Raw genomic sequence first — 24,421 nt, 5'->3', positions numbered from 1 at the left:
GTGAAACAAACGAAAAGCTCATTTTTAGAAGAGGTAACATCTCAAATCAAATCTAAAGAAGCAAAACATTTTGTGGAAGCTGAACTTAATGATCACATCGAAAAATCAAAAATGGAATGGATCAAAAAAGGATTGTCAGTCGAGGAAGCAGAAGAAAAAGCCGTTCATCATATGGGAAGCTCTGTTTCACTCGGACAGCAGATGAATAAACTGCATCGTCCTAGAGTTGACTGGCTGCTTGTTTTCTTATTGGCAGCATGTTTAGGATTAGGATTTTTGCCTTTATTTTCAGGGGAATACGTAAACGTTCAAAATAAAGTGTTTATTGTTTTAATAGGGGCTGCAGCGGCGTTTGCGCTTATGCTGGTTGATTACCGGAAGCTTGAGAAATTCGGGTGGATGTTTTATGCGACGGGGGTGATCATCCTTCTGCTGATTCAATCGTTTCCCAACAGTACGATAAACGGGAACTATGCTTTAACTGTTGGTCCTCTTAGTCTGGAAAGTCTGTCGGCGCTGCCTTTCTTTTTTCTAGCGTTGGCATCCTTTTTCAATCATGGGAATTTCAAGATTTGGCATTATGGACTATTATTCCTTTTTCCAGTTTACTTATTTTTCACTTTACCCAGTATTTCATCTGCCTATCTATACTCGGTTATGGTATTTGCGATGCTGGGATATAGTAAATTAAGTTTGCGGACGATTCTTAAAATTCATGGTGCAGCAGCAGCCGGTCTCACTTTCACGATGTTCTTATCATTTAGATATCAATCTGGATACTTAAAAGAGAGAATGTTTGCTTTCTTGAATCCAGAAAAGTATTCCGATTCATCAGGTTTTATGATTCTCCATTTACGGAAGCTCTTATTTGAAGCGGGATGGTTCGGCAGCCCTTCAATTGAACGATCCATGCCGAATGGTGCCACTAATTTTGTATTTGTCGCCTTAACTTCTCAATTTGGCTGGCTTTTCTCAGGATTCCTAGTAATAGTGCTCTCACTCTTTGCAGCAAGAATAGGTGCAGTTATTCCGGCTATTAAAGATTCGTATGGAAGACTCCTGCTGATCGGAGCGGTTTCTCTTTATTCCATTCAAGTATTATCAAATATTGGCATGGTACTAGGATTTTTCCCGATGACAGCTATGAATCTGCCATTTATCAGCTATGGTTTGATGCCGGTTTTGTTGAATGCTGTATTAATTGGAATCGTTTTAAGTGTTTATCGGAGAAAGGATTTGGTATCGGGCAAAGCTGTTTAAATGGTAAATTGATTTTACAGGTACAATTCTCTTATTCCCTTAATATAAAATCTTAATGCTTCAGGTCAAGTGATAATCCAATGAATCTATGTTCTAAATGATTTGTCTGGATTTATGAGGAAATTGATCAAAGTTAATTAAGTTTGAAAAGAATTTGAAAAACGAAAAGAGCTGTTAGGTGCTAACGGGTTCCGTATTGAGGTGCAAAATCAGAAATTAGCAATTGAAATCGCAGACCAATCGTTAATCGATTGGTCTCTTTTAGTCCGATGACGGTTGGAACCGAACAGTTTTGGTAGCTACTTCCCTTTTGTTAAATAAATATATAGATCAGTGATTGGTGCACTAACTCAAAAGGAGTTGTGCCCTTTTTTATTGAATAATTAATATGAAGGAATAGCAGCACGCAAAACAGATGAAAAAGTCCAGAAATAAAATTAGTGGTAAAACAAACAGCAAAATGTAAGCCAAATCAATAAAATAAAGGAGAGATTAGTATGATATTTCTATGTTTAGGTTACTTCAATCCAGAAAAAATGGACGCCCGTCCAAAGGAGGAGATTAAGGCTGTCATGAGCGAATGTCAGCCCCGCCTCAAGGAATTCTACAAGAGCGGTCAAGTGATAATGGATGCCGGGCTCGATATAGAGACCAAATGCTTGCGCCGGGAGAACGGGAAGGTAATGGTTACGGACGGTCCTTTTGTAGAAACCAAAGAGTTGATTGGCAGTGCGTTTCTCATTGAAGCACAGGACATGAAGGATGCGATTCAGATAGCCTCACTACATCCTGCCACACAAGTTGCTGAAGGTGAGGAGTTTGGATGGCGCATTGAGATCCGCCCTGTCCATTACTTCGAGAAGAGAGAACAGTAGGTTAGAAACAAAGGAATATGATTTATAAGGGTTAAGTTAATTATTCAATTAGATATACATTGATCAAGGAGGATTTATGCGCTTTTGAACTAAGGGGCGGCATTATTGTAATGGAATAAATCATTACTAATTCAACAATCGGAGGGCTTTTCTGGAAGATTATTACAACGTATATGCTCCAATAGGATCTTTAACAATCAGGCGCTTTACAAGTAAAGAATCAAGTTCTTTTTTATGCTAGAGTAATCTAAATGTTGCTGATTTAATTTAGGGGTGGAGAGTATATGAATAGCCAATTTTATTTAATTAATGCTTTTACTAAAGAAGAATTTAAGGGAAATCCTGCAGCAATAGTTTTCTTAAGAGAGAAAAGATCAGAAGAGTGGATGAAATCCTTAGCAAAAGAATTCAATCAACCTATCACAACTTTTATTTCAAAAGAAAATGGAAATAACTATCAACTTAGATGGTTCACCCCCACTAAAGAGATTGATTTATGTGGGCATGGTACATTAGGAGCTGCTCATATTTTATGGAGTGAGGGTTTTTCTTCATCAGAGTCAACAATTAACTTTTATACTCAATCAGGACTCCTTCAAACTGAACTATCAGAACAACAAATAATTCTGAAGTTTAATATAAAAGAATCAACTCTAATAGAAGTGAATGAGAAATTAAAACGAGTTATTGATTTCCACATAAAAGATGCTGCTTGGGCAGAAGATCGGTACATATTAGAATTGGAAAATCAGGATATGGTTCATAACGTAATGCCTAATTTGGAAGCAATTCGAGAACTAGAGGGGCCAGGTATAATTATTACTAGTCGTGGATCAGGTAAGTATGATTTTGTATCAAGGTATTTTGCTCCAAAGATAGGTATTAACGAAGATTACGTTACAGGCTCTGCACACTGCGCATTAGCTTCATATTGGAGTAATCTCTTAAATAAGAAAGAATTTAAAGCATATCAAGATTCAGAGCGTGGGGGTGAAATAAAACTAAAGATAAAAGGTGAAAAAGTTGAGTTAATGGGGGACTGTATCACTTTACTGAAAGGACATTTATATAAGTAGTTGATCTTCCGCAATCGGGGACGATTGCAGTTTCAGGAGTGGTGTAATTGTTTCAAAAATTTGAAGTCCATAATTGGGTTATAGAAGTCGATGTTGATGAGACTAAAAAACAATACAGTAATAATTGGGGATTATGTCATTGCTTAGATTGTTTAAACTTTTATGAATTTATGAAGTCATTTTCTAATTTAGAGTCGAAATTTCTAAAAAGATTAGGAATAAATCCTTCTAAGTGTGTTCATTTATCAAAACTCGTACTCAATGAAACAGGACTACACATATATAGTGGCTGCTACCATATCGCAGGCAAAATAATAGAGGGTATTCCTGTGAATAGCTACAGTTGGAATGATGAAAATGTTGCGAAAATAGGTTGTTTCACTTTTGTTTTTTCAAACGATTTACACTTTGTTCCTGGTGAATTCACCAAACCAACTCTGCAAATTGATTTTGAAATAGAAATTCCTTGGGTTCTTAAAGAATCATAAATGATTTTCAAATTGTAATCGTACTTGATAAAAATTAGAATTAATAACTTAACAGTATTCAACAATCGAGGGCAATAATTGAATAACAGCTTCCAGCTGCATATACGAAACAACAGACTCGTCATAAAAATTATGACGAGTCTTTTTTAAGTTATGCTAATTGTATTGCTAATTAGGCTGCTGTATTGTATTTTGCACTCAAAAAACGGAACCCGTTAGTTAGATGCAGCTCATATTTTTTAAAAGACGAAAAAGAACAGTCAAGATTTTATCTGCGAAGGAGCAGAGCCCATCCATTTTTTAAACATGCGGTTAAAGTATGATTGGTCACAGTAACCTAGATACTCAGCAACGTCTTTAACAGACATCTCTGTTTTTGAAAGTAAATTTAAGGCTGTGTTTATGCGGATTTGGTGCAGATATTGAATGGGTGTACTGCCGATGACTTCCTTAAATAGAATGGTAACGTAATTTGGCGTAACGCCAGCAATAATGGATAATTCTTCAATGGTAATGCTCCGTCTGTAATTGTTTAATATGTATTCCTGCATCTTCCTTACAAGCGGTTCTTTAACTGCAGAAGGATTCCTTTCAGATTTCTCCTGCGAAATAAGGAGAAATAGTTCCGTCAAGACGCTGCTGGATAATTGTTCAAAGAATGTTCTCTTTCCTAGCCACTGTAAAAATAGAAAAGAAAAACGCTGTTCAAAGTAAGCTATGTTCCTTGGTTTAAACCTAAGCAGGTCAATTCTATCAGTGAATAGAGGCGGGATTTCTTTTGTAGATTCATCCCAAGAAAAAACAGCTGTATATTTTTTATGAGATTCCTTAGGATGATTTGTCCATGAACGATAAAGATTATTAGGGATAAATAAAACTTCGCCTTTATCTAATTCCAGCTGTTTATCTTCAATAAAGTATAGGACTTTTCCCTCTGCAGCATAGACAAGGGTATTATGGCCCCGCGATTTTTCCGTTCTCCATGAAGGTTCTACATCATAATAAATCCCTTGAATATCTAACAACCTAAAATCACCTTCCTTATAAATTAAATGATGAAATGTACAAATAGAGTAGTTTTGTTTATTTTTCAAATAGATCTTATCTTTTATTATGAATAGTAAGAAATATAAACTTTGTTTAGAGTATTTTATCATGTTTCATTTCATGAAATATACAAATTTATATCTAGCAGGAAGGATGATTATAAAATGCGAATCCTATACATCGATATTGATTCTCTTCGTCCAGATCATTTGGGGTGCTATGGATATCATCGAAATACATCGCCCAATATCGACAGCATTGCTGAAAGAGGAACACATTTTACAAATTACTATACTTCAGATGCGCCATGTGCTCCTTCACGGAATGCATTGTTTAAATCCCAATTTGGTATTCATACGGGAGTCATTAACCATGGCGGATTAGAAGCGGATAATCGTGCCATTGGTGAAAACCGTCCATTTAATCATCACCACACTGCGTATCAGTCTTGGGTTGATGTTTTGAGATTTCAAGGTCTGCATACCGCTATGATCAGTCCATTTCCAGGCCGTCATGCAAATTGGAGCGTACTTGAGGGGTTCCTTGAGATGCATGATACCGGTAAACACGCAGGGGAAACGGCAGGGGATGTGACAGCTGAAGCTTTAAGGTGGATAAAAGGAAGAGGAGCTGAAAAAGAGGATTGGTTTTTATATCTTAATTTCTGGGATCCTCATACTCCTTATCGGACACCGGTCTCATACGGAAATCCATTCAAAGAAGATCCGGCTCCTGAATGGCTGACAGATGAAATGATTAATAGACACAGAGAAAGCTTTGGACCAATGAGTGCGCGGGAATTGCCTGCTGAACAGCTATGGCCTGATCTCCCAAAAGAAATAACTTCCCGATTGGATTTTGAAAAATGGATAGACGGATATGATACAGCTATTCGGTATGCAGATGACCATGTTGGAATCATCCTCGATGCTTTAAAAGAAGAAGGGATTCTTGAAGATATATTCATAATCATTTCAGCCGATCATGGCGAAAATCAAGGTGAGCTCAATGTTTATGGTGATCACCAAACAGCAGATCATATTACGAATCGTATTCCTCTTATCATAGCAGGCCCGAATGTAAGTCAGGGACACATTGATGAGGACTTTCACTATCAAATTGATCTGGGGCCGACTTTGACTGAACTGGCTGGCGGTGAGCAGCGGGAGAAATGGGATGGAACCAGTTTTTTACCTGCATTGACGGAGAAGAAATCGTCTGGCCGTCCCTATCTCGTAGTCAGTCAGGCTGCCTGGAGCTGTCAGCGATCTGTCCGATTTGATAAATGGATCTTGATTCGTACTTATCATGATGGTTTGAAGGATTTTCCCGAATTGATGTTATTTGATTTAGAAAGTGATCCTCATGAAACAGAAAATGTAATAGAACAACATCCAGAGATCGTTGGAAAAGGCTTGCAGCTGCTTGATGCCTGGGTGGCTGAGCAAATGGCTTCTTCCGATTCTCCAACAGATCCAATGTGGAATGTGATTCAGGAAGGCGGTCCCTATCATACACGAGGAAATCTGGAAAATTATCTAATCAGCCTGCGGCAGGATGGACGACATGAAGCAGCAATGAGGCTTGAAAGCAGACATGAGAAATTACAGCACATTTATAAAGCTAGAAGGGGTACCAAATGAGTTTGGCAGTTTATTTCCTGAAAAAATTTACTATCAATACGGTCCATGCTCACTTTTCTAACGTCTTGCGGCAAACAAGGACAGTAAAATGAAGAAATGCTGTACACCTGAAAGATTCCAAAACCAGCGACTGGGAACTAAATTAAATGTCTTAAACAAAAGCAAGATTTGTTTTAAAGAGGGAATGGTTTTGCTTGATGGGGGCAGTTTCATAATGGGGTCTGACAGCAAAGAAGGGTTTTCTAAAGATGGAGAAGGACCTGCAAGAGAAGTTATTTTATCCCCTTTTTATATCGATATTTATGCAGTCACAAATAAACAATTTAAACAATTTGTCCATGAAACAGGTTATATAACCGCGGCAGAGTTGTACGGCTGGTCCTTTGTCTTCGATCAATTTTTATCAGAAGAAGCTCTGGCAGCCAAGCCTGAGAGGGTGCCCGGTCTTCCGTGGTGGGCTGCAGTTTATGGGGCCTCGTGGAAACAGCCGGAAGGACCAGGATCATTCATTGAAAACAGATTGGATCATCCTGCAGTACACGTTTCATGGAAGGATGCGCAATCTTATTGTATTTGGGCAGGAAAGAGGCTTCCAACTGAAGCAGAATGGGAATATGCTGCGCGGGGAAACTTAAAGCAAAAAAGATACGCATGGGGAGATGAATTGCTGATTGACGGCAAACATCAATGTAATATTTGGCAGGGTGTGTTTCCGGATAAAAATACGGCTCGTAACGGATATATTGGAACTACACCGGTTCATGCTTACACACCAAATGGATTTGGGCTATATAATGTTTGCGGAAATGTGTGGGAATGGTGCGCAGACTGGTTCAGCCGGGCCTATCATATTGAAAGTTCCACATTTAATCCCACAGGACCTGCTGTCGGTCAGGCAAAATCAATGAGAGGCGGATCCTATCTTTGCCATAACTCTTATTGTAATCGCTATCGGGTTGCTGCAAGAAGCTCCAATTCTCCAGATAGTTCTTCTGGGAATATAGGCTTTAGATGTGCAGCTGATGTTGTTAATTAGACTGAATGAGAGAATCCAGGACAGCAGAAAGTCCTGGATTCTATTTTCTCTGGAATATGTTCCTGTTTGGATTTTAACTATTTGTATTTCTGGCTGCCTGCATTCACAATGACAACCTCTACCTGAATGTCAGACAAAGAATCTCCCTGGAGTTTATATTTTTTTAAAAGTGACGGAGATTTTCGGTAAGTGGACTCAGTCAGATTGTATAAATCTGCATCCATTTCCAGTCCATTTTCAAACGTGCGCTGCACATCGTTTTTAATTTCCTGTTTGATTTTTTTCTTTAAAGTGCTTAGGGAAGGTTCATCTGCACTTTCATCAATGTAAGCCTTGGTTTTCAACTGGACCGTATAGTGCAATCCGTCCTTTACTGGTTCTTGAAGAGTGATTTTATAGCCCTTCACCAAGAGTTCCACAACTGTTTCTTCATGGGTGATTTCCAGCTTATTTTCTTTTTGCTGTTCTGTTAACCATTGTAAACCATGTAGATCTTCGTAAGGCATGAATCCCTTAGATTTCATCTTTGATACAATGAAACCTCCATTTACATGAGGAGTGGAGGGCTTTTTTTCATCTTCCTGCCATTCCCCTTCTGTGATAGCAACATTTGGAATCAGAATAGATCCATAGGGTTCATTTCCGCCTCTCAACAGCATCTGCATATTTAAAGGATTGACAGCATGGTTGCGGCTAAGCATAATGTCAGGATGATACAGGACTTTATAGGTAGGAGCCTGATTGAATAGCGACTTTGTTTTCAATACAGCTGATAAATCCTCAGATGTGCCGAACACCCAAGAGGTATATCTGATTAACGGATCATGGCCAATGTGAGATATAACTTCTTTTAACTTTTGATTAATAACCCTTTCACTGAGCAAGATTACCTGTATGTGCCCATAATACAGGGGATACTGGGATGCCTTCTCCAATTTCCTGAACGCCATGGTTAAGCTCTCAGCATCCTCTTTCCCTACAAGGACAGGGGACTCAGAAGGCTGGGATCCTCCTCCTCCTTCTTGTTTTGCAATGGAAGAAAAAATGGCAGATTCTGTGTATACAATATACTTGCCATCTTTATAATCGACTCCTAATGCCTCAATATAAAGCTGATCGCTGATTCCCCTGCTTCCCCAGCATCCGCTCAGCATTAAACAAATCGAAGGCAGCAGAATAATAAGTTTCAGCTCTCTAGTGATCATTGTTGCCTCCTTGACGGGAAGAGTCCTGCGTAAACATTGATTTATCTCTTTGTTTCATGAGCGGAAAAGGCAGTTTGAGAAATGATTTTAGAAGATCTGGAATATTTGGTGCAGCAAAGGATGACAAATAAGGATAATCAAATGAACGCAATGACCCCAAAAGTAAAAAGATACTAAGCATAGATATAAAAAAGCCGAACAATCCAAACATCCCGCACATCAAGAGAGTATAAACACGTAAAAATAGTAAATTCCCGCTTAAGGACTGATTAACGAATGTATAGCTTGCAATCATAGTAATTGCGACTACGACTAGTGTAGTAGGTGATGTCAGTCCTGCCCGAATGGCCGCATCTCCGACGATTAATCCTCCCAGTACAGCAACAGTCTGACCGACGGCCCTCGGCAGCCTTGCACCAGCTTCTTTGAACAATTCGAATAATACAACCATAATCATCATCTCAAGCGGCAAGGATAAAGGCAGTCCGGTTCGAGAGAGAGTAAGAGTTGCAAGCAGCGGGTAAGGAAGCTGATCCTGGTGAAAGGTCGTCAGGGCAACCCATAGACCAGGAAGTGAAATCGTTGTGAATAACCCCGTGAAACGCAGAAGACGCTCAAAAGTAACCATATAAAAACTTGCATTTGCATCCTCTGGAGATTTTAAAGTGATCTTGAGTGACGCTGGTCCTATAAGGACTGTCGGGGATCCATCTACAATGATGATGAAATGACCCTGAACTAAGGATTGAATCGCATAATCAGGACGTCCTGTATTATCAAGCAAAGGAAAAATCGAAAAATAACTATCTGATAAGGATTCTTCTAAATCACTGCTGCTCACTAAAACGTCAATATCTAACTTTGAGAGACGTTGATCAACCCTTTTTACTAAATCCTGATCGATAATATCGTAAACATACAGTAAAGAAACAGAAGTTTGGCTTCTTCTTCCTATTGTGTATGACTTACTATGCAGGGAAGAAGATTTAAATCGTTTTCTAATAAGGGCGAAATTCGTTTCTAAATCCTCAATAAATCCATCTCTCGCTCCTCTGATCGAAATTTCTGTGTTCGATTCTTCAGGGGTTCTTTTAGGTGTGTTTGATAGTTCAATTGAATAAACATAGTTTTCATTTTCATTTATTAGGAGAACGTTGCCAGAAAAAAGGCTGCGTTCAATCATTTGCATGTTTTGATTAGTCAGCGCAAGCTTACTTACAACAAAACGGTTTCTAAAACTTTTACAATCCAAAGCTTCACCTTTCTGAATAATGGATGTCAGGAAAGGAAGAAATGTTTCCTCCATAATCTGAACATCAGTTAACCCTTTGCAAAACAAAATCGTATAACTATGAGAGGATATGTCAGAAAATAAGCGCTGCTTAATAACCACATCCATATTGTTTTGAAAAGATGATAAAAATTCATTAAGGTCGATCGATTTTGCCTCAGTCTCATTTATGGTCATACCATTTCCTCATTTCTTAAATAGGACGTAAAGACAGATGAAGCTGATCAGCGGAATGATAACGTACAATTGGAAGGGGAAAAAGTAATAATAGAGATACCTGAAAATAACAAGATTAGATATAGGAGCAAGTGTATAGCCGATTGCTATTATGTATAAAAGACTTACAATCCAGATTCTATATTTCGTGTTTTTAATGAGATGAGTTACTAGATACATCAATAAACTGATTCGGATAAACGCTCCTGAAATCCATTGGAAAATCGAAAGAAAATCCATTCTTGTAATTTCTCTGCTGAGGGTAAGAAGCTTCCACTGCTCAAAGGCAGGATACCGGAGATTGCTTGCCTCATAAGGGCCAAATTCAGCGATAGCTGCCATCAACGGACCAATCATGAGACCCATTAAGATAAAAGCCACAAGGAAAATATGCTTCCATTTCAAAGGTTTATTTGTATAATGGACGAGAAATAAAAGCGTGCTTAATTCTGTAAGACCAGAAAAAACGTAGGTTGTGCCTTTTATTATTGGTCGTGTCCCATGTTCGGCAATGGGCAGCAGCATAGAGTAATCCTTATGCTGGATATTTCCAATTGCGATGAAACAGCCGAAGGCAACTACCATTGGCAGGGCAATCATAGTCACAATGCTTAATTCCTGAATTCCTTTGTATGTCCCGAAAAAACACAGCAAGCCTAACAAAATACATAGAACAAGCAGCGGGGTATTCATTAAATAATTGGTTTTTGTCCATGTAAGGGTATCTCTGAAGGTTACAGCTGCATTTAAATAAAAATAGAGAATCAAGATCATAGTTAATAAAAATACGGGTACACGTCCAAGACGAGTTTTCAAATACTCTAAAAAATTTTGATTTCCGATCTTTTTGATAACGGCTCCAATTATTAAGATCCAAATGATATAAGGCACAATTGAAACAACAACACTAAGCCATGAGTCCCGGCCGGCAGCCGAAAGAATAAGCGGTATGATAAGAACGTGATTGACTAATCCGGAAGACATGATCATCAAGAAATAAATATGAATAGGAGCAATTCCCGGCTGAATTCGCATGTTCTCCCCCATTGTCAGTAATAAAAGTTAGTATTTAGTTAAAAAATGGGTTTTATACGAAAATTTGGTGTTGGATTCCTGTTTTTTTAACTTAGATAAGGAGAAAAGAGCTGACGAGTTTCGATAAGATAAAAGCGGGTATTAAAACTAATAGAACGACTTTATAATAGAAGGGAATGGATTTAAATGTCAGAACAAAATCATATTATTAATAAGAATGAAAGTCTCGAAACAGAAAAGGTAGAAAGCCGCATTGCAACCATTCCGGATGAAAAAATGGAAGATATTCTGAGCAGTTTTGAAAGTTTCAAACAATACCTTGGGAAGCGGGTTGCTCTTGGTGAAAAACTTGGATTAAGTGAAGAACAATTAGCCAAAACAGCAGAAAAAGTTGCAGCTTACCTAGCTGAAAATGAGGAACCTAGAAACCGCGAGGAAAAATTGCTTCAGGAGCTTTGGAAAGCAGGCGAGAAGGAGCAGCGCCATCAATTGGCACATCTGCTTGTCAGACTTGTAGGAAAAGAGTAAAACGGTAAAAGCTAGAGCTGAAAAAAGTAAGGCGTTTTGATTGTGGAGGAAAAACTGTAAATAGCACAAAAACAAGCAGGCTAATTCGCATATGAATTTTACCTGCTTTTTTTGTTGTTATTACAAAGTTAACATCCGTTTATTAGCAGCAATAGCTGCCTATATAGCAATAGGACAACAGCTGTTGTCACTCATAAAATTAGAATACGAATGATAGTGCTACATGGCTCCCGATTTGATGGCTGAATGACTGTTGACACACCACAAATTTATGGGATTTTTATGATGTTATTATAAATTTTGGATATTCCATTAAAGGGCAGTTAACGGAATAAGTGGATACTGAAGTTCTTCTACATAAGGTCCTTTTGGTAGTATAAAAATCTAATGGTTTAAATATAAATCTAACTATAATGCTTAATGATGAATATTTAATAATTTTTTGGAAGGAGTATTATATGGCTAGATCTATACGTTTTGTACGACGTGGTATTACACAAGGCAAATGGCGTCAGAATTTCAATTGGCCCGGTGTAATAACAGCTAAATCAGTTGTACATGTTACCGTAGGTGAAGTTAAGTTTGGTACAACACAGAATATACAAACCGAACCAAGACAGAACTTTCATTACATCCTCGAGGAAGCTGCTGTCTGGATCACAAATATTGGACCTCACAAAAATGAGTTTACAAATGACCCTGGGGGAGTTGAGTTTTTTATACATTCCAGTTTTCGTGGTCCTATTGACGTTGCCATTACGATTACTGTTGAAGACAATCTTCCGGTCGAGATTCAGGGATATTGATTTTTTACGTGTCAGGTATAAGCTTAAGCTTATTCAACAATCAGGCGCTTTTCTTCCCTAAGACAAGATAAATAATATTCAACAATCGGGGGCTTAAATGGAATAAGAAAAGGATCCTTACAGTAACTGAGGATCCCATTCTTTAAAAGTTAATAGGAAATATTTTAGTTCCAATCTTTTAAACAAGGATAAAAAACCTTTTTATCCAGTAATCTAAGTCCCTCGTCCGTCAGAAAAAATATGATTGAACAATAGATTGCATAGATATAGAATTCCGTACTGATAACATAAAACAACAATCCACCTGATAAATGAATGAGACCAGAAACAAATACACGCAAGTGATACGATGTTATCTTCTTTGTCAGTAATTCTGCTGTTATCGATATCGGAAATCCATAGGCTAAGCTTACTATTGTACTGATAAAAAATATAATAATAAACCAGAAAAAATTGTCCATATTTAATTCGAAAAATACATATCCCCCGGTTAAAATATAACCAGTAAAGAAAAATGATGTAATGAAAACAGCTATCCATTTTCTGAAAATATAAGAATATCGTACCAACTATATCACCCTTCAAATATTGCTAATATATTTCCATTTTAGCAAATATTCCTAAAAGAAGTTTTGAAATATAAAACAATTAACTTTCTTAAAAGTTAGTCTAATTAGTCATTGCAAAAAATAATAATGTTCATTAATAATTATTAAAGTATTCTTTTAACAATCGGCAGCTATAACTGAAAAACTTATTGAAGGCTGGGACAAAAGGTTTTCAGCCAAAGAAAAATCCGAACTATTATGTGAAATTCCAACTTGAATTTCGTATTAGTACGGATTTTTTTCTTTGGCTCTTTTCATAAATATTGTTGCTGCAGTACTAAATGTTAGAAACCTTAAGTGGATTGTAGCGGAAGGAACTTGACTCCTGCGGGAAATAGAGCAAAATGGGAGACCCCACAGGCAACGCCGAGGAGGCTCCCCTGCTCCCCGCGGAAAGCAAGTTCCTCTCGCTGCAAGGAACGGACATTATTTATCATGAAAAACAACAATTTATGCGGAAATAGCCCATTCTTTTAATGGTTTTCGCACTATTCAATGTTCGGCTTTCATTCAGGAGATTATCGTTACGTCCCAGTCTCTTTATTATTTGAAAAACACCGCTAAAATCGGTTTTGAATTAGTGTACTAATTCTAATGCTATTCCGGCTGTTAAATACCGTGTGATTTCTGATGTTCCCTCTCAAAACGGAACCCGATCGAAAAAAATCTTTTTTTGTAATCTCCCGTTCATCTTTTGTTCACCTTGGTCTCCTATACTTTTCTTAACAAGAAGAATTGGAGGAAGGAAAATGAATCTGGCATGGAAGGAAATCAAAAAGAACAAGGCTCGTTTTCTCATCTTAGGATCCATTATTTTTTTAGTGAGTTTTCTGACGTTTATGATATCTGGGCTTTCAAATGGATTGTCCCAAGATAATGCCTCACTGATAAAAGATTTGCCTGATGGTCATTTTTACATGAATGCAGATGCGGAAGAAAATTATCTCGCTTCTAAGATTGATAAAGAGATCGAGGAAAAGATCCTTGCGGAAAATAAAAATGCAGCTGCTCTTGCCATCCAAATTGGTTTTATAAACGATAATCAAGATAAGCAGCATAGCGTGGCCTTTGTGACAGCAGCAGCTCAATCGCCATTTTTTGACGAGGTCCAAAAAGGAGAAGTTATTGTAGATCGTTCCTTAAAAGAAGAAGGAGTGAAGATAGGAGATAAGGTAAAAAACAATCAATATGAAGGAGAACTCATTGTAAAGGGGTTTGCAGATCATAAAAAATTCAGCCATGCACCTGCAGCTTTTATTAATCAAGAAGATTATCAAGAAATCTTCAGGCAAAATGAGATGCAATTCATCTTTCTTCCAATGAATGATGAGATACAATCCTTTTCCGGACTTCAGTCATTTACAAATGATGAATTTCTCAGCACAATACCAAGCTACAGCGCGGAACAGCTGTCCTTAAATATGATTTCATGGTTCTTAATTGTGATAAGCGGCATGCTGTTCACTATTTTTTTCTACATGATGAATGTTCAAAAAATTGGATTGTACGGAATCTTAAAAGCCATTGGGATGAAAACGAGATCATTATTTGTCATGATGTGGAGTCAAATGATCATCATCACACTCATTTCTCTAAGTATATCCGTTCTTTTAAGTCAAGTTTTAGAAAGCGTTGCTCCTGAAGGCCTGCCATTTTATTTGCCGGCAGAAACCAGTCTTCAGCTATCACTCGTTTTCGCTGCAGTAGGGTTCATAGGGGCTACTTTATCAGGTATTCAAATAAAAAAAGTCGAACCATTAAAAGCCATACAACAGGGGGAAGGGTAAAATGACAATATTCCAGCTGAATGATGTGAAGAAAGCGTTCATGAATGGAGAAGCAGAAGAACAGGTATTAAAAGGGATCAGTTTATCACTTAATGAAGGAGAAATAACGGCATTAGTAGGAGCGTCAGGTTCAGGGAAGAGTACGCTTTTGACAATTGCGGCCGGGCTGCAGCGTGCGACACAGGGCAGTATCTTTTTTAAAGGGGAAAATGTAACTGAAATGAGTCAGGACCAAATCAGGAAATTGAGAGCCAATCAGTTTGGCTATATCTTTCAATCCTCCCATCTGGTCCCCTTTCTTACGGTCCAAGAACAGCTTATGCTTATGCTGAGCCTCTCTGAAACAAAGCTTAAGAAACAGGAACAGAGAAACGAAGCAGAACGGTTTCTCAAACTGACAGATTTGTATCATCGTAAGGATGCCTATCCACAATCTTTATCAGGAGGAGAAAAACAGAGAGCAGCAGTAGCGAGAGCTTTGATTCATAAACCAAAAATCATATTTGCAGATGAACCTACGGCAAGCCTTGATTCTAAAAGATCAAACGATATCATGAAGTTAATTAAACAATTAACAAAAACAATGAAGATTACAACCCTGATGGTTACTCACGACGAAGAAATGCTAGTATATGCAGACAGCGTCGTGACAATGAGGGACGGGATGGTTTTTAATTAGATAGGTATCTTTTGAAAAAGGCTGCCGATATTAAAGGCAATAGGTTTTAATTATGAGGGGAAGAGAACATGAAACGAATTTTAGTAGTGGACGATGATCAGGATATGGTGAAATATATCCTGATTGAGTTAAACCGTGCAGGGTATGATGCAATCCCTGCCTATTCAGGGAAAGAAGCTCTTTCCTTAATAAATGAAACGGCGGTCGACTTAGCTGTAATAGACATTATGATGCCTGGTTTGAATGGATTCGAAGTAACAAAAGAAATGAAGAGGTTCTGCGAGGTGCCGGTTATCTTATTAACAGCAAGACATCACATTGAAGATAAAGAAAAAGGATTTCAGTCAGGTTCAGATGATTATGTCGTAAAACCATTTGAATTCAAAGAATTATTATATAGAATACAAGCTATTTTAAGAAGATATCAGAAACCCCAGGATGAGATTCTGAGAATTGGTTCCATTAAAATTGACCGCAGAAGCTATGAAGTTCAGACGGAAAGCGGGACGCTGATGCTTCCGCTTAAAGAATTTGAAGTCCTTCGCCTTCTCGCATCACACACAAATCATGTGTTTACGCGCGAACAAATAATTGAAAGTGTGTGGGGGATCGACTACTCAGGAGATGACCAGACCGTCAATGTTCATATTAAAAGAATCCGCAGCAGGCTTGCAGGCAAGGCACCAGATATTCGAATTACAACAGTCCGCGGTGTCGGGTATAAGCTGGAGGAGCTGACATGACCCATTCACTTTACTTGAAATTCGTTTGGTTTACTCTCATTACCATGATCATCAGCAGTTTCACATCCTTTTTTGTGATGAATACGTATTATCACCAGTTTTTGAAAAAAGAAAATGACAAGAAAAATGCAGCGATTGCATCTGAGATGTCCGCATACTTAGAGGGTTTGACTTCTGATCAGATGAGTGATGCTTTAAAAATGCTCGGTTCAGCAGGCTATCAGCTTTATATAGAGGATCAAAGCGGAAGCGGTTCTTTCTACGGGGGAGAGTACCGGGATAAAACATTGCCAAAGGAAGTCATTTCATCTGTTATTCATGGTGAAGTTTATCATGGAATGCGAGACTACCCGAGAGAAACGTTTGTGACTGGATTTTTTGCAAATGAGCTGAAAAATTCAGTCGGTGTGCAGGTGGAAGCGGATGGAACAAACTATGCTCTATTTATTCGGCCGAACATCGGAATGCTGTTTGGTGAGCTTCGGTTATTATTTGGCGGTCTTGCGATTGGCCTTCTGCTCTTAAGCATTTTTGGCATGATTATCGCTGCCAGGAAATTAATCCATCCTATTTCTCACTTGACCAATGTGACGAAAAAAATGGCTGCTGAATCGTTTGATGAACCGATTAACATTTCGCGCAGAGATGAGATTGGTCAATTAGCTGAAAGTTTTGATGCGATGCGCCTGCAAATTAAACAGCTGATGACTAAAAGGAAAGAGTTCGTCAATAATGTTTCGCACGATATTCAGTCACCGCTGCATACGATTCAAAGCTACCTTGCGTTATTGAAGAAGCCTGATGTGACAAAAGAAGAACAAATTGCTTATCAGAACATCATTCAACAAGAAACGTCCAGACTTTCTGAATTAACCAAACAGCTGCTGGCATTAACCGTTTTGGATGAATCGCTTGCTCTTCAAGACCAGGAAATGGTTTCAATCAATAAACAATGGCTGGACACGATTAACCGGTACAGGTGGAAATTAGAAGAAAAAGAGATGAGCCTCTCACACTCTTTAAAAGCAGAAAAAATAAAAGGAAATGCGGCCTTGCTTCTAACAGTTTGGGAAAATCTTATTAGTAATGCCGTTAAGTATAGTGAACAAGGCGGCAGCATCCACATCGAAACAAATAGCCGTGAGGATCAGGTTACCATCATGATCTGCGACGAGGGGATTGGAATGTCTGAGGAAGAGAAGAAACAGGCGTTTGAGAGGTTCTATCGTGCAGATAAAGCAAGAACCCGAAAAACAGAAGGGACAGGGCTTGGCCTTTCCATTGTAAAAGAGATTATTCACTTGCATCAAGGCAGTATTTTAATTGAAAGTGAACCGCAAAAAGGGACTTCCATCACTATTTCTTTACCTAGGGGATATTAGTTTAAGCATTGAGATGTTTAATTGTACAATATAAGTTTTTTAAAAATGAAATAGTTATCTATAAAGACTACTTTGAGGAATATAAAACCTTTGAAGTAACAAGAAAATAACTATTACAAGCAGTGAAGCAGTAATAGTTTGCAAGATAAAACAATGAGTGAGCTTATCTGTAAAAAGATAGGCTTCTTTTTTTGAAAATAATGATTGAGGTTGAGGGTTTGTTTTGAAATAATTGGATGGAAGCTGCTAATTTAAATGGGGGGGCAGGGGAAATGGAAACAATCAATTCTCAGACTCGTTGGAGTTTAAATAACCTATTGTACGGATTCGATCTAGAAAAATTAAGTAACCACATAAATAGTATCAAAGAAAAATTAACAGATTTAGAGACATATTCTAGATCAAATAGCTTAAAAGAAAACGAATTACTGACTCTTTCAAAAATAATCAAACAGATTGAATCAGTTGAATCGTTTTATTATTGCTTAACAACGGAAAATGTAGAACCCTCCCTCTTAACATCTATTAATGGCAGCATTTCAACCTTAAAATCTCAAGTTCGTTCTATTTTGTCTCATTTGCAAGAAACGCTAAACAAGATGAGTGATAAAGAATTTGATGAATGGGCTAACAGTATTAATGAAAAACAATTAATAACAGATATATTTAAAGGCAAAAGGGTAAGTAAAGAGGAAAAAAATAGATCTAGTTTTGCGAGAGAAACATTAAGTTGTATGCAAGAAGTATATGAACAAATACGAAATAATTTAGAAGTTAGAATGAATCTTGGCGATGGAGAAAAGGAATTGACTTTTGGAGAGGCCAATCATTTAGCAATGTCACACTCCGATTCATCAAAGAGACCCTTTATATTTAAGGAACTAAACCATTCTCTGGAAAAACAGGCAAACGTGTTTGCATCTATATATAATCAAATGGTTGGACTAAGGCTTAATGAAAATCGAATAAGAAATGTTCATTACCTTGATGAATCTCTAAAATTGAATGGGATATCCAGCACAACTCTCAATGCCATGTGGGATGCAGTAGATTGCAAATCAAAAGAACTTTCTGAGTTTCTAAAAATAAAAGCCAATGATGCAGAGAAAGACAAACTTACATGGCATGAATTGATGAGTACTCCTGAGGATGTGTCTCTTAAATTTACATTCTCACAGGCTATTGAAGGAATCATTAAGTCTCTTCAAACTATTGACAGCAATATTTCCGAATACATAAAAGAGGTAATTACAAAAGGTTGGGTAGATGCAGAACAACGTAAAACAAAACCATTTGGCGGTTTCTGCGCTCCCTTTCTTGCAGAAGGTCAGTCAAGAATTTCATTAAGCTATGATAATAGCATAGACAGTGCCAGAAGACTTGCACACGAGCTTGGGCATGCTTGGCATTTCCAACAAATGAAAGCTGCTCCTTCCCTGCGTTTTTCAGAAGAAACGTTCGAAATGACAATGGCGGAAACCTCTTCTATTTTTTTTGAAACTGCATTTATTGATTATGTCATTGAAGACACACAAGATGAGTCAATCAAAAAAGCAATTCTTGGATGGAAGATTGAACGAGGTCTAAATTATCTAATGTCTATTAGAAGAGCTTTCTTATTTGAAAACGCCTTTTATGAGTGCAGGAAAAATGGACAGATAGATGTAAAGCAGATGGAAAACCTTTCGCTGCAAAGTCAGGAAAAAGCATTTGGCAATGGGTTGAGTGAATATGAACCATACGTGTGGATTAAATATGGACAGTTTTATCAAGCTGATGTTCCTTTTTATAATTATCCGTATTCTTTTGGTTTCTTATTAAGTATTGGTCTATTGGAAATATCTAAAGGCAATGGCGACTTCTGCAAAAAGTTCCAAGAATTTTTAAGTGAAACAGGAATGCTGCCGCTTGAGCAGCTAATAAAAAAACATTTTAATTTAGATCTCACCCAGCCTGAATTTTGGCAAAGATCAATCCTGAGTTTGATAAAAGATATAAACCAATATAAAAATTTAGGTAGTGAATGATTTGCAATTGAATGTTAGTGATTAAGCCAGAAGCTTATTCAATACAATTGAGGGCGATTTCGGAATAACCAACATAATTATTATAGGTTAGGAGTTAAAAATCAGAGGACTTTTTGTATTCCTCGGGCATTTTCTCTGTTATAAATTCGCAAGGCAATAACCAAATTAAATTTAAATTGGAACAAGATGTGAAAAAGAAAGGAGATGATAAAATGAGTTTAAACCTGCAGAATATACATTCAAAAATGGATCAGCATCATATCCCCGGATTGGCGCTGGCAATTTTCAAAGAAGGAAAAATAGCCTTCAGCAAGGGGTATGGGGTAGGAGAAGCAGGCACTTCAAACATGGTTACTTCAAGCACTCTTTTTCATGCCTGCTCCATCAGCAAAATGACCACTGCCATCGGTATACTGCGTTTAGTACAGGATGGGATGCTGGATTTAGAAGAAGATGTAAACAACTACTTAACTTCATGGCATATTCCTGAAAATCAATTTACAAAGCAAAAAAAGGTGACGCTTCGGAACTTACTTTCACATCAAGGAGGCTTTATAGATCCAATAGGCAGCTTTGACATGTATCAGGAGCAGGATCCTCTTCCAACTATGCTTGATATATTTAAAGGGATAACCCGGTACCATCCTCAGCCTCTTCAAGTTTCTTATGTTCCGGAAAGTGAGTTTTCCTATTCAGATGCAGGTTATTGTGTAATTGAGCAAGTTGTAGAAGATGTGACTGGAGAATCATTTCACGCTGTGATGCATCAGCTGGTTATGTCTCCTTTGGGTCTTAAGGATACATATTATTGGAATTATTATGATCAAATAAAAACACTTCATGTAAATGCAGCTGCTGGACATAGCAGGAATGGAAACACAGTTGAAGGAAAGCGGGCATATTATCCGTATCCGGCAGGCTCTGGTCTATGGTCAACACCATCTGACTTGGCGAAATTAGCACTCGCGGTTACGGATTCTTGGATCGGGGAAAAGAATTCAATCCTGGAACAAGATTTGGCTTGTTTGATGTTAACGGGTTTTGGAAGTGAGAAGGCTGCCGGCCTGGGTGTATTTCTCCTCAAGGATGAAAGAGGACCATATTTTGTCTCAAAAGGATGGGGAGTCGGGTTTCAGTGTATGCTGATTGCTTATCCGAGGATGCAAAGCGGGATCGCCGTCATGATCAATGCTGATCCTGGAAAGCCGCAAAATGACTCTTTGGTGGGACAAATCATTGACGAATTGGTTTTTGGAAATTTGAATATTCAAAATCATCATATAAAATAAAAGAAGAATGGAGGGGTTTAAGCTGTCATACGAAGTGAAAATTGCAGAATTAATAACGGTAGATGAGAATATTGACCAGCTTTCTGATCTATTAATTAAGACAGTAGAGGCAGGCGCATCAATAGGGTTTCTTCCGCCTATGACCCTTTTTCAGGCAAAAGAATATTGGGAAACTGTATTAGAACCAAGTGTAATTTTACTAATCGCGAAAGTGAATCAAGAAGTTGCAGGCAGTGTGCAGCTGCATTTATGCACAAAGCCAAATGGACGCCATCGGGCAGAAATTGCTAAGCTCATCACGCATCCGGACTATCGAAGAAAAGGGATCGCCCGATTATTAATGGAAAAAGCTGAAGAGCGTGCTAAACAGGAAAAGAGATCTTTGTTAGTTCTTGATACAAGAGAAGGCGATGTGTCCAATCAGCTTTACCCCTCACTTGGTTATAACGAATGTGGCAGAATCCCTTACTACGCTGAATCAGCAGAAGGAAAACTGGATACGACTGTTGTTTATTATAAAACGTGTTCATAAATGAGAAAACACTGAAAAGGTAAGATTTATGTTCTATCTTTGTTTTTGCTGGTGCTGGCATTATATTGAGTTTTGTTTTATGATCCCCATGGCAGAATAAAGCTTCAGGAGATTGTGGAGAGCTTATATGAATTTCTTAGGACTGGAATAAATTTGATGGCAGCAGCACAAAATATTCCTGTCATAAGGAGGTGCAAACATGCCAGACTTAAATGATAACAAATTCAAAAAAATTCAATCCGAAAGTCAAAAACAGGGTAAAACGCAAGAGGAATATGCGGCTGAATTAGACAGAAACCGTGCGAGAAGCGGGCAGAAGAAGAACGACTGACAATCTAAAGAAGCATAGTATTCGAGAGGCTGCGCATGCAGTCTCTTTTATTTTTTGGCTATGTTAAACCTTAATGTTCATATTTGATAATTACGAACGAATGTTCTGTAATATAGATAATAATTCGATTCGGAGATGATTTGTCTATGGATGTAAAAGAGCTAAAAAAGCTTGCTGATACATTAGACGATAAGGGTAAGCAGGAACTTATCTTCTTTTTGCAATCCCGAACCAATGGTGTGTCGGCTCCCGTTCGAGCAATTGACGAAAAGGCTTGCCTCATTACCGATTCAAGTCCGATGGAAAACAACGGGTGAAAGGCGTGTACCACATCCAAAACGTGAACAGCAACCACAGCCGCTTGAAGAAATGGATGGACCGCTTCAATGGTGTTTCAACCAAATATTTTCAACATTATTTGGCTTGGTTTCGTTATATAGACAGCAAGGAATATGAGAACTCTTCATCGAATAAGAAGAATATGTTGGTTAAGTCATGCCTGTTTACGGTTACTGACACGAACGCCAAACTTCGGCTTTCTGCTTATTCTTGTTAAGCTCTAACGGGCAGGGTTGTTTAATAAACTTTTTGTATTCAAACTACCAAGTTTCGGAGTATGACAGGCACGTTTTCCAATTAAGGAGTTAAAAAGTCAGGGGCGGAAGTATTAAAAGTAACGGGTCTGGAGCCTAATAAAATTCAGCTCTATATAGACGGTTCAAAAGGGACAAGCGGTAAAGGGGAACATTTTTATACATATTCAATTAAAGAATTAGGGAATGCTACAGAGGTTACTTTACGCGGTGAAATTAAAGGGATGACTGGAATTGCAAAACTGGTTAGTAAACTAATGACAGGCACATACCGAAAAATTTGTGCCAAGGATTTGGATGGGTTGAAGAATTATCTGGAGAAATAGTAAATCGTGCCTGTCATGACTCGAATAATCTTGTTTCGTTCAAGCTAAGTTATTTGTTCCGAATACTATTTTGAGGAATGAAATACTGATATATATATGTTTAATAAATACGGATTGATAATTCATGATGGAGGCTCTTCAAGTAAGGAATTAATTTTTGTCCATGGTGTGGTTCAAAATTATAGCTTATTATTGTGCGACGGGTACGATAACTCAATTAACCGCCTTTTCACAAAGGTGGTTTTCTTATGGTCAAAAATCAACATTAGAATTTAACATAGCCTATTTTTTAAAGAACATTTACACTATAATTGAGAAGTCTGTAAGCGTTTTGATTATAGTGAAAAACATAATTTTTTATAATAAAATACAGTTAGTTATTTCTGTCGATATTTGACGAAAAAAATAGCTTATGCCGTTTCCTTATTTTGTAAAAAAGCGATTACATAATGACTAAGAATTCATTATAATTTAGGAGTTTGGTAGATTATATAACTTAGGGGGATCTTATGAAAAAGTCACTTGCATTATCAGCATTATTAGTACTCAGCCTTCCATTTGGACAAGCTAGTGCAGCAGGAACTGCGGATACATACCGTATTTCAGGATTGGATCGTTATGAAACTTCAGCTAATATTTCTTTTGAGGGATGGGACAAATCAGAAGTTGCAGTAATTGCAACTGGAAGTGCTTTTCCTGATGCTTTAAGTGCTACACCGCTTGCTTATAAATATGAAGCGCCATTACTGTTAACAGAAAAGGATTCTTTACCAGAAAGTGTGAAAGAAGAATTGATGGGCTTAGGAGTAAGTAAAGTATTCCTAATTGGCGGAGCTTCTGTTATTTCAGCTAATGTTGAAAAAGAACTTAAAGCAATGGGTATTCAAACCGTTACGCGAATCAGCGGCATTGACCGTTATGAAACATCTGTAAAAATTGCTCAAGAAGTAGGCATAACAGATGGCTTGGTAGTAGCTTCAGGAGAGAACTTTGCAGATGCTCTTTCAGTGGCGCCTCTATCAGCTCAAGCACAGTGGCCGATTCTTCTGACTAAGAAAACAGAACTTCCTCAATCTGTCGGTTCTTTTGTTAATTCCTCAAATGCAGAGGGAGCAATTGTTGTAGGAGGAACTGGAGCAGTTTCAGACAAAGTCTTACATTCACTGCCTGACCCGCTTCGATTAAGCGGAGCCGATCGATATGAAACAAACAGGGAAATTATTGACTTCGGCTATGACATTGAATTATTTGCGATGGATGCACCATTTATTGCTACGGGCAAAAACTTCCCAGATGCTCTTTCAGCATCTGCATTGGCTGCAGTATGGGGAAATGGAATTGTTCTAACAGATCCATCTAATCCAGCACAAGCAACTAAGGCAACCATCCAGGATTATGCTGATTTAGCAGAAGAATACTTCATCGTCGGCGGAGAAAAAGCTCTTCCTGACAGCACGATCGAAAAATTGTTCAAATAATACAATGAAATTTTAAAGTCCTGCTCTAAATTAGAGATAGGGCTTTTTTCTGCACTCTGCTGAAATAATAGGCCTGTGGACGGAATCTTTTTATTCATTCTATGAAACTTTTCTTGCTTTCCCTTCGTAATTAAAGTAAA

The 24,421-nt window shown here is 37.8% G+C and carries 22 protein-coding genes and 1 pseudogene; 19 read left to right on the top strand and 4 right to left on the bottom strand.

Annotated features, from left to right (window positions below; translation table 11 throughout):
• From GJU41_RS19405 to GJU41_RS19390, 4 genes are all read left to right on the top strand, one after another.
• Entirely contained in the window at positions 1-1,260 is a 1,260-nt protein-coding gene (locus GJU41_RS19405; RefSeq protein ID WP_070874422.1) for an FtsW/RodA/SpoVE family cell cycle protein, read from the top strand.
• Between the two features lie 497 nt (positions 1,261-1,757).
• Positions 1,758-2,135, top strand: a complete 378-nt coding sequence (locus GJU41_RS19400; RefSeq protein WP_070874423.1) for a YciI family protein — start codon at positions 1,758-1,760, stop codon at positions 2,133-2,135.
• Between the two features lie 284 nt (positions 2,136-2,419).
• Positions 2,420-3,211 carry a PhzF family phenazine biosynthesis protein gene (locus GJU41_RS19395; protein ID WP_070874424.1) on the top strand — a complete coding sequence of 264 codons (792 nt, stop codon included), beginning with the start codon at positions 2,420-2,422 and terminating at the stop codon, positions 3,209-3,211.
• A 47-nt stretch (positions 3,212-3,258) separates the two neighbouring features.
• Positions 3,259-3,699, top strand: a complete 441-nt coding sequence (locus GJU41_RS19390) for a hypothetical protein (RefSeq protein WP_070874425.1) — start codon at positions 3,259-3,261, stop codon at positions 3,697-3,699.
• 260 nt (positions 3,700-3,959) lie between these two features.
• On the opposite strand, the gene GJU41_RS19385 is transcribed toward GJU41_RS19390, so the two are convergent.
• Positions 3,960-4,724, bottom strand: coding sequence for an AraC family transcriptional regulator (locus GJU41_RS19385; RefSeq protein ID WP_070874426.1), 765 nt, complete (start codon positions 4,722-4,724; stop codon positions 3,960-3,962).
• 186 nt (positions 4,725-4,910) lie between these two features.
• Between GJU41_RS19385 and GJU41_RS19380 the strand changes: the two genes are divergently transcribed.
• Positions 4,911-6,389: a sulfatase family protein gene (locus GJU41_RS19380; RefSeq protein ID WP_070874427.1), complete on the top strand. Its 1,479-nt coding sequence runs from the start codon at positions 4,911-4,913 to the stop codon at positions 6,387-6,389.
• A gap of 88 nt (positions 6,390-6,477) precedes the next feature.
• On the top strand, positions 6,478-7,425 hold the full coding sequence (locus tag GJU41_RS19375; RefSeq protein WP_070874428.1) for a formylglycine-generating enzyme family protein: 948 nt from the start codon (positions 6,478-6,480) through the stop codon (positions 7,423-7,425).
• A 77-nt stretch (positions 7,426-7,502) separates the two neighbouring features.
• Here GJU41_RS19375 and GJU41_RS19370 read toward each other — a convergent pair whose 3' ends face one another.
• Genes GJU41_RS19370 through GJU41_RS19360 form a run of 3 tightly spaced genes read right to left on the bottom strand, consistent with a single transcriptional unit; the run spans position 7,503 to position 11,172 of the window.
• A complete protein-coding gene (locus tag GJU41_RS19370) occupies positions 7,503-8,630 on the bottom strand; it encodes a Ger(x)C family spore germination protein (protein WP_070874429.1) in 1,128 nt (375 codons plus the stop codon).
• Positions 8,620-10,098, bottom strand: coding sequence for a spore germination protein (locus tag GJU41_RS19365; RefSeq protein WP_070874430.1), 1,479 nt, complete (start codon positions 10,096-10,098; stop codon positions 8,620-8,622). Before GJU41_RS19365 ends, GJU41_RS19370 begins: the two co-directional genes overlap by 11 nt.
• Positions 10,099-10,107: 9 nt before the next feature.
• A complete protein-coding gene (locus GJU41_RS19360; protein ID WP_170292843.1) occupies positions 10,108-11,172 on the bottom strand; it encodes a GerAB/ArcD/ProY family transporter in 1,065 nt (354 codons plus the stop codon).
• 186 nt (positions 11,173-11,358) lie between these two features.
• Here GJU41_RS19360 and GJU41_RS19355 point away from each other — a divergent pair, with 186 nt between their 5' ends.
• The 13 genes and pseudogenes from GJU41_RS19355 to GJU41_RS19305 all read left to right on the top strand — a co-directional run bounded on the left by GJU41_RS19355 (position 11,359) and on the right by GJU41_RS19305 (position 24,281).
• Positions 11,359-11,700 (top strand): DUF3243 family protein, encoded by a 342-nt coding sequence (locus GJU41_RS19355; RefSeq protein WP_070874432.1) that lies wholly within the window; start codon positions 11,359-11,361, stop codon positions 11,698-11,700.
• A gap of 458 nt (positions 11,701-12,158) precedes the next feature.
• Positions 12,159-12,506, top strand: coding sequence for a hypothetical protein (locus tag GJU41_RS19350; protein WP_154319277.1), 348 nt, complete (start codon positions 12,159-12,161; stop codon positions 12,504-12,506).
• A 1,357-nt stretch (positions 12,507-13,863) separates the two neighbouring features.
• Positions 13,864-14,901 carry an FtsX-like permease family protein gene (locus GJU41_RS19345; protein WP_070875119.1) on the top strand — a complete coding sequence of 346 codons (1,038 nt, stop codon included), beginning with the start codon at positions 13,864-13,866 and terminating at the stop codon, positions 14,899-14,901.
• Between the two features lies 1 nt (position 14,902).
• Positions 14,903-15,580: an ABC transporter ATP-binding protein gene (locus tag GJU41_RS19340; RefSeq protein ID WP_070875120.1), complete on the top strand. Its 678-nt coding sequence runs from the start codon at positions 14,903-14,905 to the stop codon at positions 15,578-15,580.
• A gap of 68 nt (positions 15,581-15,648) precedes the next feature.
• Positions 15,649-16,323: a response regulator transcription factor gene (locus GJU41_RS19335; protein ID WP_070875121.1), complete on the top strand. Its 675-nt coding sequence runs from the start codon at positions 15,649-15,651 to the stop codon at positions 16,321-16,323.
• The gene (locus GJU41_RS19330) at positions 16,320-17,705 is read left to right on the top strand and encodes a sensor histidine kinase (protein WP_070875122.1); all 1,386 of its coding nucleotides are present in this window, start codon (positions 16,320-16,322) and stop codon (positions 17,703-17,705) included. Before GJU41_RS19335 ends, GJU41_RS19330 begins: the two co-directional genes overlap by 4 nt.
• 272 nt (positions 17,706-17,977) lie before the next feature.
• Positions 17,978-19,732, top strand: a complete 1,755-nt coding sequence (locus tag GJU41_RS19325; protein WP_154319276.1) for a M3 family metallopeptidase — start codon at positions 17,978-17,980, stop codon at positions 19,730-19,732.
• A 212-nt stretch (positions 19,733-19,944) separates the two neighbouring features.
• A complete protein-coding gene (locus GJU41_RS19320; RefSeq protein ID WP_070875124.1) occupies positions 19,945-21,021 on the top strand; it encodes a serine hydrolase domain-containing protein in 1,077 nt (358 codons plus the stop codon).
• 7 nt (positions 21,022-21,028) lie between these two features.
• Positions 21,029-21,553: a GNAT family N-acetyltransferase gene (locus GJU41_RS19315; RefSeq protein WP_154319275.1), complete on the top strand. Its 525-nt coding sequence runs from the start codon at positions 21,029-21,031 to the stop codon at positions 21,551-21,553.
• A gap of 199 nt (positions 21,554-21,752) precedes the next feature.
• The gene (locus GJU41_RS25285) at positions 21,753-21,884 is read left to right on the top strand and encodes a hypothetical protein (RefSeq protein ID WP_263596929.1); all 132 of its coding nucleotides are present in this window, start codon (positions 21,753-21,755) and stop codon (positions 21,882-21,884) included.
• Between the two features lie 146 nt (positions 21,885-22,030).
• Entirely contained in the window at positions 22,031-22,201 is a 171-nt protein-coding gene (locus GJU41_RS19310; protein WP_154319274.1) for a hypothetical protein, read from the top strand.
• Positions 22,153-22,440: pseudogene (locus tag GJU41_RS25085) on the top strand (IS1595 family transposase); the annotation flags it as partial. The gene GJU41_RS19310 and the pseudogene GJU41_RS25085, both read left to right, overlap by 49 nt.
• Positions 22,441-23,312: 872 nt before the next feature.
• Positions 23,313-24,281 (top strand): cell wall-binding repeat-containing protein, encoded by a 969-nt coding sequence (locus GJU41_RS19305; RefSeq protein WP_070875127.1) that lies wholly within the window; start codon positions 23,313-23,315, stop codon positions 24,279-24,281.
• The last annotated feature ends 140 nt before the right edge of the window (positions 24,282-24,421 follow it).

The organism is Metabacillus idriensis (assembly GCF_009674765.1).
In the GTDB taxonomy this organism is placed as follows: Bacteria; Bacillota; Bacilli; order Bacillales; family Bacillaceae; genus Bacillus_P; species Bacillus_P idriensis.
This window is presented reverse-complemented; position numbering and strand designations above follow the sequence as displayed.